The organism is Neorhizobium sp. USDA 3394 (assembly GCF_056280385.1).
In genome coordinates, this window is sequence record NZ_JBWCDU010000001.1 from 74,891 (window position 1) to 92,685 (window position 17,795).

Sequence of the window (17,795 nt, forward strand, 5' to 3'; positions counted from 1 at the left end):
AACTCAAAACTGGTTGTCGTAGGTCAAAGAGCGCCGGCGTTTTTGCCCTAGTGTGAATTCCAACGAAGCCGAGGGCTTTTGAGAAAAGGAGTAAGAAAATGAAGAAGATTTTGGCATCACTGGTCGGAGCGGTAATCGCTACGGCTGTATGCGCGACGGTGGCGTCGGCTGCGGATTTCCAAGTGCAAATGCTCAACAAGGGCAAGGACGGCGCGATGGTATTCGAGCCGAGTTCCCTCAAGGTCGCCAAGGGCGATACCGTGACCTTCGTTCCGACCGACAAGTCTCACAACGCCGAAACCATCGATGGGCTGATCCCGGAAGGCGCAAAGCCTTTCAAGGGCCAGATGAACGAAAGCGTGAAAATCACGTTCGACGTCGAGGGAGCCTATGCCGTGAAATGCGCGCCGCATGTCGGCATGGGCATGATCGGCCTCATCGTTGTCGGCAACGCTCCTGCGAACCTGGAAGCCATCAAGACCGCGAAACTGCCCAAGAAGGCTCGCGAACGTCTCGACGCGGATATTGCTGCTTCCGGCGTTTAAGCCGAAGCGCCCGGCGGCGGCCATTCCCTCTCCCCCTGGCCGCCGCCGCGCCTATTTTCCCGGCCATATCAGCGCATCAGGCCGGCCATGCGAAGCGCATTCTCGATGATCTGCTGGATACCTTCGGGCTCTTTTGCCTTTTGAGAAGAAACGGATGCCCGCTGGGTGCCGTCGCTCTTCGCCTGCAGCGGCTCGACGCCTTCGCGAAGCAGGCCCCAGCTTTTTGCCGAATGAAGCGTCGAGGATATGCCGACATCCAGCAGGTAAGGCGCAGCGTTCTCGTAGCCGAGTGCGGGGTCGACAGGCGTTCCGTGGCCCATTCCGGCAATGCTGTAATATTCGATCGCCGGCCGGCCGCGGTCGTCCTTCCAGACGGTTTTCGACTGGCCGTCGACCTTTTCCTTCAGGTCCGGTCGTGAGCCGACGTTGTGAACGGCCCGCCACTGGTCGATGATCGCCTGAGCATTTGCTTCTGCAACCGTATTGTCCTGGGTGCCCTGCCATACCGAAATGGTCGGCCAAGGTCCCTGATGGGTGGAAGCGGCTCTCAGCCGCGACTGAAGCGCCGAGGGTGGCGGCAGGCCGTGCCCGCGCATCCGGTCGAAGGCTTCGGGAACCGTGGCGGCTACGCCGTAGGGCAGGCCCGCGATGATCGCGCCGCCTGCGAATATCTCAGGATATGTGGCGAGCATGACGTTGGCCATCCCGCCACCCGCGGACAACCCGCTCACATGGATGCGCGAAGTGTCGATCCCGTGGCGGGAGACCGCGGCGTCGATCATCTGGCGGATCGAGTGTGCTTCGCCCTGGCCGCGGCGCGTGTCGCCCGGCAGGAACCAGTTGAAGCACAGATTGCCGTTGTTGGCCCGCACCTGCTCGGGCAGGAGAACCACGAAGCCGTGGCGTTCGGCGAGCTTCGACCATCCGGCGCCGTGATCATAACCGGAGGCGGTCTGGGTGCATCCGTGAAGAACGACGACGAGGGCAGGATTTTTGGGAAGCAGGGAGGGGACGTATACCCTGCCGGCCAGCGCTCCGGGATTGGATCCGAAACTGCTCAGTTCCTCCAGGTGGCTGGGTGTGTCGGTGTGCTCGCGACCCAGTGATTTCAAGCGGGCAAGCCGCTCCAGCGTATCCGACAACGATCTCATATTGGCTCCTGGCAATCATTGCCGGGATGGCAGTGATCAGCGACAACGTTCCCTATATGGGTAACGTTGCTGCACTGCACAATTATTTTTTCGCCGGGTATGTTTCATTGTGAGCCGACAGAAGCGGAAAGGTTCGCCGCCCGCGAGGTTTTGCGTCCGCTTTCGATCAGCGCCCTGGTGTATTCGTGCTGCGGAGAGAGGAAGAGGCGCTCGGTTTCCCCCTGCTCGACGATCACGCCGCGTTTCATCACGATTGTCCGGTCGCAGATCTGGCGGATCACGGCGAGGTTGTGCGAGATGAAGACATAGGTGAGGTCGAGTTCGGCGCGCAGTTCCTGCAGGAAGTCGAGCACCTGGGCCTGTACCGAGATGTCGAGCGCCGACGTCGGCTCGTCGAGGATCAGCAGACGCGGATTGAGGGCGATGGCGCGGGCGATGCAGATGCGCTGCTTCTGGCCGCCGGAGAGTTCGTGCGGATAGCGGTATTTGAACATCTTCGGCAGCTGGACGATGTCGAGCAGCGCCTCGACGCGCACTTCGATGTCGCGGCGGCTCATGTTCGTCTGGATGCGCAGGGGTTCGCCGATCGCGTCGCCGATCGTGTGGCGGCCGTTGAGCGCCGAATGGGGATTCTGGAAGACGAACTGCATATGCCGACGCATCAACCGCAGGGGTTCGCCGGTCAGGCCGGAAATGTTCCGGCCGTCAAAGATGATGTCACCGGAGGTCGGCTCGATCAGCCGCAGCAGCATGCGCGCCAGCGTCGACTTGCCGGAACCGGATTCGCCGACCACACCGAAGATTTCGCCGGTCGCGACGGAGAGGTTGATACTGTCGACCGCCGTCACCTCGGTGCCGGACTGGCTGCGATAGACCTTTCTGAGGCCGATCGCTTCCAGAAGCACGCCGGGTTTCGGGGAGGCACCGACCGCCGGTTCGGCGGCAACCTTCGCCGCGGCGGTATCGATATCCGGCACGGCGGCGAGCAGGCGCCTGGTATATTCGTGCTTGGGGGCGCTGAGGATATCCGCCGTCAGGCCCTGCTCGACGATCTCGCCCTTGTACATGACCGCGCAGCGCTTCGCGATCGTGGCGATGGCGCCGATATCGTGGCTGATCATGATGACGGTGAGGTTGAGTTTTTCGACCAGCGAATTGATCAGGTCGAGCACCTGTGCCTGGACCGTCACGTCGAGAGCGGTCGTCGGCTCGTCGGCGATCAGCAGGTCCGGCTTTCCGGACAGCGCCATGGCGATCAGCACCCGCTGGCGCATGCCGCCGGAAAGCTGGTGCGGATACTGGTCGAACAACATGGCCGGGTTGGGAAGGCCGACCTGGTCGAGCAGGTCCTCGGTGCGGGCGCGGCGGGCGGCCTTGGAGGAAACGCCGTGGCCGGCAGCCTTTTCATGAGCGGCGATGACGTCGGAAATCTGCTGCCCGATGGTGAAAAGCGGGTTCAGATAGGTCATCGGATCCTGGAAGATCATCGAGATGCGGATGCCGCGGATCTTCGTCCAGTCCTTTTCGGGGAGCGCGGTGATGTCCTGCCCGTCGAAGGCGATGGTGCCTTCGACGACTTTCGAGGCCTTCGGTCCGATGCCGAGCACTGAGCGCACCAGCACGGTCTTGCCGGAGCCGCTTTCGCCGACGATGCCGAGTGTATCGCCGCGGTTGACGGTCAGGTTGATGTCCTTCAGCACATGCACCGGGCCGTCGAACGTGCCGATGTCGAGCCGGTAGTTCTGGATGTCGAGAAGAGGTCCGGTCATCGGTCGCGGCTCCGGGGATCGAGAATATCGCGCAGGCCATCGCCCAGAAGGTTGAAGCCGAGCACGGTCAGGAAGATCGCGGCACCCGGGAAGAGCGAGTACCACCACCAGTCCGGCATGTAGGTGCGGGCGACCGAGATCATCGCGCCCCATTCGGGTGCCGGCGGCTGGGCGCCCAGCCCGATGAAACCGAGGCTGGCGGCGGACAGGATCGCCATGCCCATGTCCATGCTCATCTTGACGATGATCGGCGACATGCAGTTCGGCAGGATATGATGCCAGAGGATCCAGGGCGTCCTGGCGCCGATCGAGCGGGCCGATTCCACGAACAGCTCTTCCTTGACGGAAAGTGTCTTCGCCTCCACCAGCCGCACATAACCCGGCCACCAGACGAGCGACAAGGCGAGCACGCAATTGGTGATGCCGGGGCCGAGGGCAGCAACGATGGCGAGCGCGAGAGCCAGGCCCGGCACGGCGAGGAAGAGTTCCGTGATGCGCATGATCACGGCACGCACCCAGCCGCCGCGATACCCGGCGATGATGCCGAGCGGCACGCCGATGATGGCGCCGACGCCGGTGATGATCAGGCCGATCCAGAGCGAGGTGCGGGCGCCGATGATGACGCGCGAAAGGATGTCGCTGCCCATTTCGTCGGTGCCGAACCAGTGGGCGGCGCTCGGGCCCATCAGCTTGTTGGCCATGTTGAAGGCGCCGACCGTATCTTCCGGATAGGGCGCCAGCCATGGCCCAAAGGCTGCGAGCAACAGGAAGATCACGACCAGGCCGAGGCCGAGCATGGAGGAGAAGCTCTTGCCGAACATGTGGGCATAGAGCCGCCACTGGCGGATCTTGCTTTCATGCCGTTCGCGGAAGGTGAGGGGCCGGGAGAGTTCCACGGGCGTCGTCATCAGGCGCTCCTGAGGCGGGGATCGATCCACGCATAGGCGAGATCGACGAGGGTGTTGGCGACGATGAAGAAGAAGCCGATCACCAGCGTGACGCCGATGACGGGCTTGAAATCCGATGAAAGCGCGGACGAGACGGCATAAAGGCCGATGCCCGGCCAGTCGAAGACGGTCTCGACGAGCACGGTGGAGCCGAGCATCCAGCCGAAACGCAGGCCGATCATCGCAAGCGTCGGCAGCAGCGCGTTCTTCAGCGCGTAGATGGCGACGATGCGGAAGGAGGCGATGCCGTGGGCGCGTGCCGCGACGATGTAGTCCGACTGCAGCACTTCGATCATCTCGGCGCGGTTGACGCGCAGGATCGAGGCGAGGCAGGGGAAGGACAGCACGATCGCCGGAAGGATGATGTGCCGCAGCGAGGTCCAGAACGTATCCAGCCGGCCGGCGAGCAGGCTGTCGACGAGGAGCAGGCCGGTGACCGTTTCCGGCGGGCGGGTGACCAGCGGCAGCCGGCCGGACACCGGCAGCCAGCCGAGGTCGACCGCAAATGTCAGTTGCAGGATGATGCCGAACCAGAAGGCCGGCAGTGCGACCCCCGAGATCGAGAAGATGCGGGTGGCATGGTCGATCGGGCCGTCCTTGTAGACGGCCGACAGCATGCCCATCGGTACGCCGACGATGATGCCGAGCGCCATGGCGACGAAGACCAGTTCCAGGGTTGCCGGCGCATAACGCAGCACTTCTTCCAGCACCGGCCTCGTGGTGACGATCGACTGGCCGAGATCGCCGGTCACGAGATCACCCATATAGACGACGAACTGCTCGGGCAGCGACTTGTCGAGACCGTATTCGGTGCGGATCGTCGTCACCATGTCCTCGGTCGCATTGGGGCCGGCGACCAAACGGGCCGGATCGCCCGGCGCGACATTGGTGATGACGAAGGTCAGTGCCGCAATGCCGATCATGGTTCCGACCAGCGTCAGCACTTTGCGGAAGGCGAATGCCAACATCGTCTTCTCCGGTGGCTATCTTCTAAAAAACTGCGCATGGCCCGGCCGGTTGGGATGGCCTGGCCATGCGCATCATGCTGGCTGCAAGAGGGGACGCAAGCCAGTTTCTATTCGGCCTTCACCCACATCGGGTAGAGGTCGACTTCGCCGGTGAAGCGGACCGGGCTGAACTTGAAGCCCTGCAGATAGTCGCGATGCGCCCAACGGCGGTTCTGCAGCATGCCGAAGACTTCCGGCTGGTCGGCGACGATCTGCTTCTGGATGTCCGCATAAAGCTTGGCGCGGTCATCCCAGTTGGTGGCGGCGCGGGCCTGGTCGATCATCTCCGAGACCTTCGGATTGTCGTAGAACATCATCGCGTAATACTGGCCCCAGCTCGCCTTGTGATACTGGTAGGCGACGGCGTCCGGGTCGGTCGAAACCGGCGTGGTGAAGACCGAGGTCATGGCCGGCGAGGTCTCGACCTTGGAACCGGCGGCGACCATGTTCGGCCACTGTTCCGGCTTGACCTCGACGGTGATGCCGAGTTCCTTGAGGTTGTCGAGCAGGACGAGGCCGATGCGGCGGGCTTCTTCGAGGCCCGCGACATGGACGTAAGGCAGGGTGATGCCGCCGTTCGGATAGGCCGATTTGGCGAGGTATTCCTTGGCCTTGGCAAGATCCTTGCGCGGCATGCCCGGAACGGCGACATGGCCCTTCATGGCGTCCGGCAGGGGGCTGGTCTCGAGCGAGGCGGCGCCGTTATAGATCTGGATCAGCGCATCGTAGTCAAGCGCATAGGCGATCGCCTTGCGCAGGTTGATGTCGGCGGTCGGGCCCTTCTGGGTGTTGAACTTGATCCCGAAAGTGGTCATGCCCTTGTGATCCTGGATGACCACGCCTGGCACACGCTTGATCTGGATATAGTCGTCCGGCGTCAGACCTTCGACAATGTCGGCTTCGCCGCGCTGCAGGGCGGCCTTCTGGGCGGCCGGTTCGCGGATAATCTTGTAGATGACGCCGGCCGGGCGGTTCTTCTCGCCCTGCGGCCAGCCCTTCCAGTAGCCAGCATTGGCTTCGATCTCATAAAGGACGTTCGGTTCCCAGCGGCCGAGCTTGAACGGACCGGAGCCGGCGGCATGGTCGGTCAGCCACTTCTGGCCGTAGTCGCCATCCACCTCGTGCGCCTTCACCTCAGCCGGGTTGACGACGAACCACCAGGGCAGGAAGGACAGGAAAGGTGCGTAGGGCGCCCTGAGGTCGAAGCGGACGGTGTTGGCATCGACGGCGACGATGTTTTCCGGCGCCAGGAAGTCCTTGAGCATCCAGGCGACGCCCTTGTTGAGCTTCAGGCCGCGCTCGAAGGAGTAGCGCACGGCTTCGGCGGTCACCGGATCGCCGTTGTGGAACTTGGCGTTCTTGGCGAGGTGGAAGGTCCAGCTCTTGCCGTCGGCGCTCGTTTCCCACTTCTCGGCGAGCCATGGCTTGATCTCGGCCGGGTTGCCCTCGTACTTGACCAGCGCATCGTAGACCGACTGCTGGATCATGCGTGTCGACCAGTCGTAGCGGATGTGCGGATCGAGGACAGGGATGGCCTGCCGGCCGCCAAAGACGATGACATTGCCCTTGTCGGTACGCTCGAAGGCGCCGGCGGGCGCGGTGAGGATCGAGGAGGCGAGCAGCCCCGCGATCGCGACGTTTTTCAGGATTTTTCCGAACATGTGGTTCCCTCTGTTTTTAATGTGGCTCGGTAGTCAGATCATCTGGCGGACGACGCCCGCGACGACGCGGCGCGACAAAAGAACCGGGGCATCGACGGCGCGGCGGACCTCGTCCAGCATTCCGGCGGAATAACCCATGCAATGCATGACTATAAGGTCGCAGCCTTCGAGCGTCTTCGCCCGTTCGCCGATATCGTCGCCGGCATAGGGCGAGGCGGCCACGAATTTGGGCTCGCCGCTGAAGACATGGCGATCGGCGAAATCCTTCACCTGCCGTTCGAGCGGCAGGATGACGCCGAGCTTGCGGGAGGAGGCGGCGAGCGCCTCGACGGTCGAATCGACGATCCGCTGGGCTTCGACGACCAGTGTGTTTTCGAGCGGATCGATCGTGGTGCCGGTGCAGAGGAGAACGACGAGGTCGAAGCCTTGCGCGTCTATCGTCTTCAAGAGGACGTTGAGCTTCTCTTCGGTACGGGCCTTGGAGGTGACGATCTCCTCGCCGCTCTTGAGACGTGTCGCGAAGGAATGTTCGCCATCCACGGCGCGCATCGCGTCCAGCTCGGCCGGGCCCATGCCGTCGAGTACGCCGAATTCACGGAACCCGACGCGACCCTCCGGCAGGCCGATGCCGATCTCCGCCATCATTTCCGGAACGACGTCGATACGCGGCGTCTGGCCGATGGTCACGAAGGCGATCTTGGATGTGGAAGGCATGCTCTCATCGTTCCCTGCATGGCATTATGGGAACGGAGCCTAACGCTCGGAAGCGCGGCTTCACTATAGGGTAATGCCCCTAGAACGACATGATTCTGACATGCTCATGGCGACCAATTTTTAGGCAAACAGGTCTTTTGGCGCAATTTTCTTGCGCGAAGCCACTTATTTTCGATCAGGGATGGCCGGCGGAGATAACCATGCGGATGAGCGCATTGGACGAGGTGACTTCCATCTTGCTCATGACGTTGGAGCGGTGGATCTCGACCGTCTTCGGGCTGATGCCGAGCTGGCGGGCGATCGCCTTGTTGGACAGGCCTTCGGCCACCAATGACAGCACCTGCCGCTCGCGTGGCGTCAGGCGCAGGAGCTTTTCGGCAAATTCCGGCGAAACGCCCGGCAGGGTCACGGGCTGCGAACGATGCAGGAGAAGCCGGATGGCGCTTGCGACGATGCGGCGGGCGAGAACGACGGGCTTGCCGCTGGCCTTCGCCACCATCTGCCGGTCGGCCTCGGTGAAACTCACCGAATTGAGGACGATGATTTCCGCATCGGCGAGATCGACGAGCGCGCCGGCCAGCAGCTTGCGGTCTCCGTCGGCGGCGTAGCTGGCGCAGATCTTGTAGGGCGCCAGCGCCGGGATATCGAGTTCGGCTATCTGCTGCTGCAGCGGCTGGATGAGGCCGACGGAAGAGCCGTGCGCGGCGAGCGAAATCACCGCGGATTCCATGGCCCGCTGGGCGTTGACTGTCGGGCAGGTGCTTTCGAAATCGCGAAACAGGCCGGTCGAGAGGATGACGACCAGATCGAATTCATTGGGCTGGAAAGCGGCGGCGATCTTTGCCATGCGCTCGGCAATCCGCGGCTTGGACACGACGATATCGGTATTGTCGGCAAGCCGGGTGACGATGCTCTGTTCGCCCGGTCGCACTTTCAGATCGTCGATTTCTGCCTTGGAAAGCCCGTCCAGCGCGCCGATTTCGAGCGCTTCGATCGGCACGTCGAGATTGGTCAGCATGTCCCCGATGAGATCGGCACGCGGCGTCTGGCCGACGCTCAGAAACATCACCCGGTGGTGCGGTTCCGCACCTTCCGGCGAGGTCGGGGCCAGCGCATATGGGCTCTTCGACATGTGCAGGGAATCGTTCCTTTCGATCGTCAAATCATGATGGCGCCGGGCATGCCTAAAATCAAGGCAAGCTCATTCTAGGGGCAGTCCCCTATAGGCATCCTTCGTCACTCATGGCTAGGTTCTAGCACATTCTTCGGAGGTAAACATGATCCGTGATTTCGAAGCGGGCGAGATCGACCCGCTTGCCGTAGGCGCCTGGATTCTCGGCACCGGCGGCGGTGGCAGCCCCTATCTGGCGCAGCTCAACCTGAAAAAGCTCTACAAGGACGGCAAGCGCGTCAAGCTGATCGATCCCCAGGCGCTCGACGACGGCGATGCCGTCGCGGTCGTCTCCAAGATGGGTGCGCCGCTGGTCGGCCAGGAGCGCCTCGTCGACCCCGCGCATCTCGCCCGGGCCATGCAGCTGATGGAAGAGTATACCGGCCGCAAGTTCCGCGCCGTGATGAGCGTCGAGATCGGCGGCGGCAATGCGCTGTCGCCGTTCCTCGCCGGCGCCATGCTGGACATTCCGGTCGTCGATGCGGACGCGATGGGCCGCGCCTATCCGGAAGCGCAGATGACGAGCTTTGCGATCGGCGACCTGCCGATGTATCCGCTGACGCTGGTCGATTGCCGCGACAACGAGGCGATCGTCGCCAAGGCTGCCTCCTGGAAGTGGATGGAGCGGATTTCCCGCAAGATCTGCACCGAAGTCGGCTCGACGGCGGCGACCTGCAAGGCGCCGCGTACCGGCCGGGAAGTCAAGGACTGGGGCGTGCTCTACACGGTCACCAAGGCGGTCAGCCTCGGCCGCGCCGTGCTCGAAGCCCGCGCCGCCCATACGGATCCGGTCGAAGCCGTGCTCGCCCATGAAGGTGGCAAGGTGCTGTTCAAGGGCAAGATCGCCGATGTCGACCGCACCACGACCGGCGGCTTCCTGCGCGGCTCGGCGATGATCGAAGGTCTCGACGGTGATCGCGGCTCGAAGGTCGAGCTCGCCTTCCAGAACGAATGGGCGGTCGCTTTCCGCGACGGCCAGCCGATCGCCATGACGCCGGACCTGATCTGCCTGCTCGATACCGTCTCGGGAGAGGCGATCGGCACCGAGACGGTGCGGTACGGCCAGCGCGTCACTGTCGTGGCCCTTCCGGCCCCGGAAGTGTTGACCAGCGCCAAGGGCCTCGAACATGTCGGCCCGCGCGCCTTCGGATATGACCTGGATTTCAAATCGGTGTTTGCAGCATGAAGCGGATCGGAATTGACGTCGGCGGCACCAATACGGATGCCGTGCTCATCGATGGCGAGAAGGTTCTCTCGGCCATCAAGTTTCCCACCACGTCGGACGTGATGCAGGGCGTGGTCAATGCGATCGGCCATGTGGTCGCCTCGCAGGCACCGGGTTCGGCACCGGTCGATGCGGTGATGATCGGCACGACGCATTTCACCAATGCGGTGGTCGAGCGTGCCCGTCTCGATCGCGTCGCGGCGATCCGCATCGCCATGCCGGCCGGCGCCTCGCTGCCGCCGATGGTCGACTGGCCGGACGAGCTGCGCGATGCCGTCGATCCGCTCTCCTTCATGGTGCATGGCGGCCATGAATACGACGGCCGACCGCTGGTGCCGCTTGCAAAGGATGAAATCCGCGACGCGGCGATGAAGATCCGCGATGCGGGTGTCGATTCGATCGGCATCACGGCGCTCTTTTCGCCGCTGACGGCGGAATGCGAGCTGGAAGCGGCGGAGATCGTTCGCTCGATCATCCCGAATGCGCGCATCACGCTGTCCCATACGCTCGGCCGCATCGGCCTTCTGGAACGTGAGAACGTCACGCTTCTGAACGCTGCGCTGCAGGGTCTCGGCCGCAAGACGATCGATGCTTTCAAGGATGCGCTGAAACAGGCCGGCATTGAAGCGCCGTTCTACCTGACCCAGAACGACGGCACGGTGGTGCTGGCGGATGTCGCCGCCGCCAACCCGGTCTACAGCTTTGCGTCCGGCCCGACCAATTCGATGCGCGGCGCTGCGTTCCTGACCGGTCTCAAGGAGGCCATGGTTATCGACGTCGGCGGCACGACCTCGGATGTCGGCTGCCTGGTCGGCGGCTTTCCGCGCGAGGCGAACAATGTCGTCGAAGTCGGCGGCGTGCGCACGCTCTTCCGCATGCCGGACCTGCTGCCGATGGCGCTTGGGGGCGGCACGATCATCGATCCGGAAACCCGCAAGATCGGTCCGCGTTCGGTCGGTTACCGGATCACCGAAAAGGCGCTGGTCTTCGGTGGCGATACGCTGACGACGACGGACGTGGCAGTCGCCGCCGGCCTCGTCGAGATCGGCGACCGCGACCGGGTCAAGCATCTCGACAAGGCGCTGGTTGCCGACCTCCTGAAACGCGTCGAGGCGATGGTGGAAGACGGCGTTGACCGGATGAAGACTTCGGCCGAGGGCGTGCAGCTGATCGCTGTCGGCGGTGGTGCCTTCCTGATCCCGGAAAAGCTCAAAGGGGCGAGCGAAGTGCTGCGCGTCGAACATGCCGGCGTCGCGAACGCGCTCGGTGCTGCGATGGCGCAGGTTTCCGGCGAAGTCGACCAGGTGTTTTCCGGCATGTCGCGCGAAAAGGCGATTGCCGAGGCCGAGCGCATTGCCCGCGCCCGCGCCGTCGAAGCGGGCGCCAGCGCCGATACGATCGTGACGCTCGACACCGAGGATATCCCGATCGCCTATCTGCCGGGTGACTCCCGGCGGGTGCGCGTCCGCGTCGTCGGCGACATCGCCTTCATGAAGGACGAACAGAAGCGCGTGGCCGGGGCCTTGCGCTGAACCCCAACTCTCCTCCCAGGGAGAATCGGCGGGCTGGCTTGTTGCCAGTCCGCCGATTTTATTTTGGGCTACCGGACATCTTGTAGATCTCGGCATCGATCGCGGTGACGTGTCCACGCTGCCCTCTTCCCAGATAAATTCTGTAGGTATATTTATTTTACCGAAAGTGGCAGTTAAGCTTACCTTTATCGATGACCTCCCGAGGTAACGTTTTCATGACGCATGAATTCATCCAGGCGCTCCAGCGCAAACTCGCTCCCGATGTCTTTTTCGGTGAGGATATTCCTGTCCGCTTCCACAACGATTGGGGTGGCCTTTCGCCGGTCGTACCGCTGGCTTTGGTGCGGCCGCGCACGACGGAACAGGTCTCTGCAACGCTGCGCCTTTGCAACGAGTTCAAGGTGCCGGTCGTGCCCCAGGGCGGATTAACCGGTCTTGCCGGTGGCGCGCGGCCGATCGAAAATGGCGTTGCGTTGTCGCTCGACCGCATGAACGGTATCGAGGAAGTCGATACGGTGATGGCGACAATGACGGTTCTGGCGGGCACGCCGCTCAGCGTCATCCAGGCGAAGGCGGAAGAGGCGGGGCTGTTCTTCGGCCTCGATCTCGGAGCCCGGGATTCCTGCGTCATCGGCGGCAATCTCGCCACCAATGCCGGCGGCAATCGCGTCATCCGGTTCGGCATGGCGCGCGAACACGTGCTCGGCCTCGAAGTGGTGCTGCCGGACGGCACGATCGTCAAATCGTTGAACAAGATGCTGAAGAACAATGCGGGTTATGACCTCAAGCAGCTGTTCATCGGCTCGGAAGGCACGCTCGGCGTCATTACCCGCGCCGTGCTGCGGCTGCAGGCGAAGCCCGCGGAACTTGCCAGCGCCTTCTGCGGCTGCCCGGATTTCCCGTCGCTTCTGGAGCTCCTGAAGAGCGCCCGCCAGGGCATGGGATCGGCGCTGACCTCGTTCGAGGTGATGTGGCCGAGCTTTTACGACTTCATGACGGGAAAGCTTCCCGACCTGCGCCGCGCCTTCAAGGAGCCGCACGGGATCTATGTGCTGATCGAAACCGGCGGGCGCAATGCCGAAGAAAACCGGGCGCTGCTGGAGCAGGTGCTGTCCGATGCGCTCGAAGCCGGCTGGGTTTCCGATGCGGTTCTGCCGTCCTCCGAGCGCGAGACCAGGGACCTCTGGGCGGTGCGCGAAAGCGTGTCGGAATACGGCAAGCTGATGGGGCCGCTGACCGCCTTCGACGTCGGCCTGCCGACCAGCGCCGCCGGCCGGGTGGTCGATGAGATCGAGGCCGCAATGAAGGTCCGCTGGCCGGATGCGATCGCGCTCAGCTACGGTCATATCGGCGACAGCAACCTGCATCTCGTCTGCAACATTCCGTCTGCCGGCAACGACCAGCCGCACAAGGAGATCACCGAACTCGTCTTCGGCTCGATTGCCCGCGAAGGCGGCACGATTTCGGCCGAACACGGGATCGGCCTCCTGAAGAAGCCCTATCTGAAGCTCTCCCGCACGCCGGAGGAACTGGCGCTGATGGCGCGTATCAAGCTCGCGCTCGATCCCAACAACATTCTGAATACCGGCAAAGTGCTTTCCGTTTGAGCGGATAGGAGGTGCCGGTGAATCGACATTTTCAGCCAGTCAAAGTGCTGCTTCCGAACGAAGAGGTGGCGCGCCGGCTTGCCGATGCCATCAGGACCGGGTTTTTCCGGCTCGGCTCCCGCCTTCCTTCCGAACGCAGCATTGCCGAACAGATGCAGGTGAGCCGCCCGACCGTCCGCGAAGCGGTGAAGCTGCTGGTCGAGGCGAACATCCTCACCGTCCGTCCGGGGGCGGGTGGCGGCACGTTCGTCAGCAGCGAAATCGTGCCGCTCGATCTGATCGTGCCGAGGCCGGACATGCGGCCGGGGGATATCGACGAGGCGATCGAGGTGCGCCGGCTGATCCTGCCCTGGGTGGCGCAGATCGCCTCGCAATATGCCGAGGATGCAGATTTCGACCGGATGCGGGAGGCGATCCGGTTCGGCCGGGATGCGTTGCCGCCGCCGGAGGTGACCAAGAGCAGCCCGGAACACATCAATTCGATCATCATCGCTTCGATGCGGTTCGACCTCGCGCTGGCGCAGGCGACCCGCAACAGCCTTGTTCTGGAACTAATGGAACTGCTGCTGCAATGGGTGGAGCCGATGCGGCGCGGGACGCTGCATACACGGGCCGATCTCGCGCTGTCGCTCGAACTGGTCGAGACCATGATGCAGGCGATCGAATCCGGCGATCCGGCGCAGATCGCCGAGATCACCGAACGGCGGCTCGGCATTCTGGAAAATGCACTTGAGGAGCAAACGGGACGACGCCTTCGCCGCAACCGGCGCCCGGCGAACGCGGGCTGATCAGCGCTCCAGCCTTTCGTGCCAGGCGGTGCGATAGGCAGCAACGTCCCAGGATGGCGCGGGCACGGAGCGGCCGGGTTTGGTGTTCGGCGAAATGCCGGCCAGAAGTGCTGCGCCCTGGCTGGTGCCGGTCGAGCCGGGGAGGGCGACCACCTGGCGGCCGAGCAGAGCCGTCAACGACTGAAGATAGGCCGGATTGGCGGAGAAGGGGCCTTCGACAAGAACCGGCCCCTTGGCGCCGATGAGGTCGAGGCAGGTCTCCGTCATCAGCGCGAGATAGAGGCAGGCTGCCGCCCAGCGCTGGTCGGTCCAGGCATTGGCGTCGTTGATCCATTGGCGCTCGTGGCCCGGGAAGGGGCCGGAGCCGGCGGCAATGTTCGGCAGGAGCATCACGCCTTTTCCGATGACATCCGGCATGGCTCCAAGGGCAGCTTCCGGCGAAAGTGCGCCGAGTTCCGCCGTCAACGTCTCGAACTCGCGGCCCCCCATGAAACGGCTCGAGGGCACGGCGCGGCCATAGGCGTCGACATTCGCAAGTGCGTCGCGCTGGGGATCGAGATGGTCGAGATCGCCACCGACCGCGAAATTGATGACCCAGGTGCCGGTGGAGACGACCGCGAATGGCGGTTCCCGTCCCACCAGATGCGGCAGCAGCGAGGCATTGGAATCGTGGATGCCGCAATGGACCGGGATCGGCGTCGTGAGGCCGATCCGGGTTGCGATGTCCGGCAATAGCGGACCGAGCGTGTCGAAGGCCGAACGGACCGGCGCCATCAGGTCGCGGATGCCGAGCGCAGCGACCAGCGGGGAATAGGTGCCTTCGCGCGGCCGCCAGAGATCGGTGTGGCAGCCGAGCGAGGTGACTTCGTTCGCGGCCACGCCGGTCAGCCGGAACGCCCAATATTGCGGGTAGGTAAGGATGGTGCGGGTACGGGCAAAGGCTTCGGGAAACGCGGTCTTCTGGTAATGAAGCTGCGCGCCGACATTCAATCCACCGGACAGGGGCGGCGAGAAGGTTTCCGAAAAGGCCGGGCGGATCGACTGATAGGCTCTGCGGATCTCTTCCGGATATTCGTGTTCGTAATCGAGCACCGGCAGGGCCAGTTTGCCCTCGGCATCGAGAAGTACCGCCGATGCGCCGTGGGTGGTGATGGAGATCGCATCGAAGCCGGGGTGTCTTGCAAAGGCCGACAAGGCTTCGAGCACGAAAGCCCAGAGCGTTTCGATATCGTAGTGCGGATAGGGCGGCTCCGGCCGAACCCGGTTCGGTGCGCGCCTTTCGGCGATCTCCTCGCCGGTCGTGCAGTCGAGCACGACGACCTTGGCATTGGTCTTGCCGATATCGAGGACGGCGATCTTTTCGGGCATGGTCATGGCAGGTGGAAGACCGTCACCAGATCGCTCTGGACCGGCGAATTGTCCGGATTGGTTTCCATGATGTCGGCCATGTAAGCCCACCATTTCTTCATCACCGGGTGCTCCGGCAGGCTCGCCATCGTGTGGTCCGCTGGGCGTGTCAGCACACCGAACAGCGTGTTGGTGTCGCGGTCGAGATGGATGGAATAGTCGCTGGCGCCCGCCTTGTGGAGGAGATCGACAAGCTCCGGCCAGATCTCGTCATGGCGCCTGCGGTATTCCGCTTCCATGCCCGGATTAAGCTTCATCTTGAAGGCGTGCTTTTCGAGCGTCATCAGCTCATTTCCTTGATGCGGCGGGCGATGATCGGGATGGCGATGGTGATGATCAGGAGCAGGCCGACGAAGATCGACATGACGATGCCGGGCACGTTGAGCAGCCCCAGCCCGAAGGTGACGAGGCCCATGACGAAAGCGGCGATGACCACGCCGGCGATGGTACCCGCGCCGCCGAGGATGGAGACGCCGCCGAGCACGACCATGGTGACGACTTCGAGTTCCCAGCCCTGCGCGATCGAAGGGCGGGTCGAGCCGAGGCGGGAGGTGAGGCAGACGGACGCGACGCCCGCCATCACGCCAGTCAGGAGGAAAAGAATGAACTTTACCCGCTCCACCGGAATACCGGAAAAGCGTGCCGCGAACTCGTTGTTGCCGATCACATAGACCTGCCGGCCGAAATTCGTGGCGTGCAGCAGGATGCCGAAAAGGATGGCGAGCACGATGAACAGCACGAATTCGAAGGAGAACACCCAGGCCACATAGCCCTGGCCGAAATAGGCAAAACTTGCCGGATATTTGCCATAGGCCTGATCGCCCAGCACGATATAGGAAATGCCGCGAAAGAGGCTCATCGTGCCGATGGTCACGACGATCGACGGCAGTCTGAGGCCGGCGACGAGCAGGCCGTTGAAGGCGCCGCAGAGAAGTCCGGTGCCGATGCCGATCGCTACCAGTCCCGGTGTGCCGATGCCGGCCTGGGCGGCCGCACCCATGGCGGTCGAGGCGAGCGCGATGATGGCGGCCACCGACAGATCGATCTCGCCGGCGATGACGAGCAGCGCCATGGCAAAGGCGATCATCGCTTTTTCGGTGAAATTGAAGGTGGCGTCGGAGAGATTCCAGGCGTTCAGAAAGTAAGGCGAGGCGAACGAATTGAAGACGAAGATCAGCACCGCCACGCCGAAGAGCAGCACTTCCCAGCTTGCCAGAAGGCGTGATGTTCCGCTGCCGAGCCTGTCGGGGATGACCCGTTTCGAGGAAACGACGTCGCTCATGCGGATACCTCCTTGGCACCCCGATCGCGCAGGATGATGCGGCCCGCCTTGCGTTCGGCGCGGGCGTTGAAGACGACGGCGAGGACGATGACGATGCCGGAAATTGCCATCTGTGCGAATGGCGAGATGCCGATGACGGGCAGCGCGTTCTTGATGACGCCGAGGAAAAGCGCGCCGAGCACGGCGCCGCCGACCGAGCCGATGCCGCCGGCAATCGAGATGCCGCCGATGACACAGGCGGCGACCGTATCCAGTTCGAAACCGGCGGCGATATCCACATAGGCGACCGCGTAGCGCGATACCCAGAGATAACCGGAAAGGCCGGCGAGCGCGCCCGATACGACGAAGGCAAGGAACTTGGTCCAACCGATATCGATGCCGGCATAGATCGCCGCGGTCGGGTTGCCGCCGGATGCATAGGCGGCGCGGCCGAAGGGCAGGCGGGTCAGCACGAACCAGGCGCCGAGCACGATGAGGATAGCGATCCAGGAGAGGATCGGCAGGCCGAGCACCGGCATTCGGGGGACGTTGAGGAAGGTGGCCCCCATCTGGTGGGCGTTCACCCAGCCGCCGCCCGACAGCACGAAGGCCATGCCGCGATAGATGGTCAGCGTTCCGAGCGTCACCACGATCGGCGGGATCCGCAGCGCCCAGACGAGGTAGCCGTTGATCGCACCCAGGAAGGCGCCGATGCCGATGGCCATGACGATGAGCAGGGCCAGCGGCAGGTCGGGATAGGCGGCATTGGTCATGGCGACCGCCATGCCGGTGAAGGCAAGGTTGGCGGCGACCGAGAGGTCGATCGATTTGGTCAGGATCACCGTCATCTGGCCAAGCGCCAGGATGATCAGGATCGAGGTGTCGTTGAAGATATTGGCGAGATTGCCGGGAGCAGCAAAACCCTGCGCGCGGGTGGAAAAGCCGGCGATCATCAAGGCAATGATGACGGTAAGCAGGATTTCGCGGTTCTTCAGGAGGCGGTTCATCGT

At 63.4% G+C, this 17,795-nt stretch carries 16 protein-coding genes; 5 read left to right on the forward strand and 11 right to left on the reverse strand.

Going from position 1 to position 17,795, the window contains the following annotated elements:
- Positions 1–98 precede the first annotated feature (98 nt).
- A complete protein-coding gene (locus ACZ9EJ_RS00340) occupies positions 99–545 on the forward strand; it encodes a pseudoazurin (RefSeq protein WP_046634899.1) in 447 nt (148 codons plus the stop codon).
- A gap of 68 nt (positions 546–613) precedes the next feature.
- On the opposite strand, the gene ACZ9EJ_RS00345 is transcribed toward ACZ9EJ_RS00340, so the two are convergent.
- From ACZ9EJ_RS00345 to ACZ9EJ_RS00375, 7 genes are all read right to left on the reverse strand, one after another.
- Positions 614–1,696: an extracellular catalytic domain type 1 short-chain-length polyhydroxyalkanoate depolymerase gene (locus ACZ9EJ_RS00345; RefSeq protein WP_046641672.1), complete on the reverse strand. Its 1,083-nt coding sequence runs from the start codon at positions 1,694–1,696 to the stop codon at positions 614–616.
- 104 nt (positions 1,697–1,800) lie between these two features.
- Positions 1,801–3,465 carry an ABC transporter ATP-binding protein gene (locus ACZ9EJ_RS00350; protein ID WP_046641671.1) on the reverse strand — a complete coding sequence of 555 codons (1,665 nt, stop codon included), beginning with the start codon at positions 3,463–3,465 and terminating at the stop codon, positions 1,801–1,803.
- Positions 3,462–4,373 (reverse strand): ABC transporter permease, encoded by a 912-nt coding sequence (locus ACZ9EJ_RS00355; protein WP_046641670.1) that lies wholly within the window; start codon positions 4,371–4,373, stop codon positions 3,462–3,464. The genes ACZ9EJ_RS00350 and ACZ9EJ_RS00355 overlap by 4 nt, the downstream gene beginning before the upstream one ends.
- Positions 4,373–5,380, reverse strand: coding sequence for an ABC transporter permease (locus ACZ9EJ_RS00360; protein WP_046624522.1), 1,008 nt, complete (start codon positions 5,378–5,380; stop codon positions 4,373–4,375). Before ACZ9EJ_RS00360 ends, ACZ9EJ_RS00355 begins: the two co-directional genes overlap by 1 nt.
- A 107-nt stretch (positions 5,381–5,487) precedes the next feature.
- On the reverse strand, positions 5,488–7,080 hold the full coding sequence (locus ACZ9EJ_RS00365) for an ABC transporter substrate-binding protein (RefSeq protein ID WP_046641669.1): 1,593 nt from the start codon (positions 7,078–7,080) through the stop codon (positions 5,488–5,490).
- Positions 7,081–7,113: 33 nt separating this feature from the next.
- A complete protein-coding gene (locus ACZ9EJ_RS00370; protein WP_046641668.1) occupies positions 7,114–7,794 on the reverse strand; it encodes an AroM family protein in 681 nt (226 codons plus the stop codon).
- Between the two features lie 175 nt (positions 7,795–7,969).
- Complete coding sequence (locus ACZ9EJ_RS00375; protein WP_080952335.1) at positions 7,970–8,926, reverse strand: AroM family protein; 957 nt, start codon at positions 8,924–8,926, stop codon at positions 7,970–7,972.
- A gap of 145 nt (positions 8,927–9,071) precedes the next feature.
- Between ACZ9EJ_RS00375 and ACZ9EJ_RS00380 the strand changes: the two genes are divergently transcribed.
- The 4 genes from ACZ9EJ_RS00380 (at position 9,072) to ACZ9EJ_RS00395 (ending at position 14,117) form a co-directional block, all read left to right on the forward strand.
- On the forward strand, positions 9,072–10,151 hold the full coding sequence (locus ACZ9EJ_RS00380) for a DUF917 domain-containing protein (protein WP_046611245.1): 1,080 nt from the start codon (positions 9,072–9,074) through the stop codon (positions 10,149–10,151).
- Positions 10,148–11,722, forward strand: coding sequence for a hydantoinase/oxoprolinase N-terminal domain-containing protein (locus ACZ9EJ_RS00385; RefSeq protein ID WP_046641667.1), 1,575 nt, complete (start codon positions 10,148–10,150; stop codon positions 11,720–11,722). The genes ACZ9EJ_RS00380 and ACZ9EJ_RS00385 overlap by 4 nt, the downstream gene beginning before the upstream one ends.
- Before the next feature lie 215 nt (positions 11,723–11,937).
- Complete coding sequence (locus tag ACZ9EJ_RS00390; protein WP_046641666.1) at positions 11,938–13,329, forward strand: FAD-binding oxidoreductase; 1,392 nt, start codon at positions 11,938–11,940, stop codon at positions 13,327–13,329.
- Between the two features lie 17 nt (positions 13,330–13,346).
- Positions 13,347–14,117: a FadR/GntR family transcriptional regulator gene (locus tag ACZ9EJ_RS00395; protein WP_251090971.1), complete on the forward strand. Its 771-nt coding sequence runs from the start codon at positions 13,347–13,349 to the stop codon at positions 14,115–14,117.
- On the opposite strand, the gene ACZ9EJ_RS00400 is transcribed toward ACZ9EJ_RS00395, so the two are convergent.
- The 4 genes from ACZ9EJ_RS00400 to ACZ9EJ_RS00415 are packed head-to-tail and all read right to left on the reverse strand — an operon-like array spanning position 14,118 to position 17,792.
- Complete coding sequence (locus tag ACZ9EJ_RS00400; protein WP_046641664.1) at positions 14,118–15,491, reverse strand: FGGY-family carbohydrate kinase; 1,374 nt, start codon at positions 15,489–15,491, stop codon at positions 14,118–14,120.
- A complete protein-coding gene (gene rhaM, locus ACZ9EJ_RS00405; RefSeq protein ID WP_046641663.1) occupies positions 15,488–15,808 on the reverse strand; it encodes an L-rhamnose mutarotase in 321 nt (106 codons plus the stop codon). The genes ACZ9EJ_RS00400 and rhaM overlap by 4 nt, the downstream gene beginning before the upstream one ends.
- Positions 15,808–16,806, reverse strand: a complete 999-nt coding sequence (locus tag ACZ9EJ_RS00410) for an ABC transporter permease (protein WP_046641662.1) — start codon at positions 16,804–16,806, stop codon at positions 15,808–15,810. Before ACZ9EJ_RS00410 ends, rhaM begins: the two co-directional genes overlap by 1 nt.
- Positions 16,803–17,792 (reverse strand): ABC transporter permease, encoded by a 990-nt coding sequence (locus ACZ9EJ_RS00415; protein WP_046641661.1) that lies wholly within the window; start codon positions 17,790–17,792, stop codon positions 16,803–16,805. The genes ACZ9EJ_RS00410 and ACZ9EJ_RS00415 overlap by 4 nt, the downstream gene beginning before the upstream one ends.
- Between the last annotated feature and the right edge of the window lie 3 nt (positions 17,793–17,795).

What these genes read in the sequence shown, in the direction of transcription:
- ACZ9EJ_RS00340 (WP_046634899.1), top strand. Translation starts at nt 99, where the DNA reads ATGAAGAAGATTTTGGCATCACTGGTCGGAGCGGTAATCGCTACGGCT.
- ACZ9EJ_RS00345 (WP_046641672.1), bottom strand. Translation starts at nt 1,696, where the DNA reads ATGAGATCGTTGTCGGATACGCTGGAGCGGCTTGCCCGCTTGAAATCA.
- ACZ9EJ_RS00350 (WP_046641671.1), bottom strand. Translation starts at nt 3,465, where the DNA reads ATGACCGGACCTCTTCTCGACATCCAGAACTACCGGCTCGACATCGGC.
- ACZ9EJ_RS00355 (WP_046641670.1), bottom strand. Translation starts at nt 4,373, where the DNA reads ATGACGACGCCCGTGGAACTCTCCCGGCCCCTCACCTTCCGCGAACGG.
- ACZ9EJ_RS00360 (WP_046624522.1), bottom strand. Translation starts at nt 5,380, where the DNA reads ATGTTGGCATTCGCCTTCCGCAAAGTGCTGACGCTGGTCGGAACCATG.
- ACZ9EJ_RS00365 (WP_046641669.1), bottom strand. Translation starts at nt 7,080, where the DNA reads ATGTTCGGAAAAATCCTGAAAAACGTCGCGATCGCGGGGCTGCTCGCC.
- ACZ9EJ_RS00370 (WP_046641668.1), bottom strand. Translation starts at nt 7,794, where the DNA reads ATGCCTTCCACATCCAAGATCGCCTTCGTGACCATCGGCCAGACGCCG.
- ACZ9EJ_RS00375 (WP_080952335.1), bottom strand. Translation starts at nt 8,926, where the DNA reads ATGTCGAAGAGCCCATATGCGCTGGCCCCGACCTCGCCGGAAGGTGCG.
- ACZ9EJ_RS00380 (WP_046611245.1), top strand. Translation starts at nt 9,072, where the DNA reads ATGATCCGTGATTTCGAAGCGGGCGAGATCGACCCGCTTGCCGTAGGC.
- ACZ9EJ_RS00385 (WP_046641667.1), top strand. Translation starts at nt 10,148, where the DNA reads ATGAAGCGGATCGGAATTGACGTCGGCGGCACCAATACGGATGCCGTG.
- ACZ9EJ_RS00390 (WP_046641666.1), top strand. Translation starts at nt 11,938, where the DNA reads ATGACGCATGAATTCATCCAGGCGCTCCAGCGCAAACTCGCTCCCGAT.
- ACZ9EJ_RS00400 (WP_046641664.1), bottom strand. Translation starts at nt 15,491, where the DNA reads ATGACCATGCCCGAAAAGATCGCCGTCCTCGATATCGGCAAGACCAAT.
- rhaM (WP_046641663.1), bottom strand. Translation starts at nt 15,808, where the DNA reads ATGACGCTCGAAAAGCACGCCTTCAAGATGAAGCTTAATCCGGGCATG.
- ACZ9EJ_RS00410 (WP_046641662.1), bottom strand. Translation starts at nt 16,806, where the DNA reads ATGAGCGACGTCGTTTCCTCGAAACGGGTCATCCCCGACAGGCTCGGC.
- ACZ9EJ_RS00415 (WP_046641661.1), bottom strand. Translation starts at nt 17,792, where the DNA reads ATGAACCGCCTCCTGAAGAACCGCGAAATCCTGCTTACCGTCATCATT.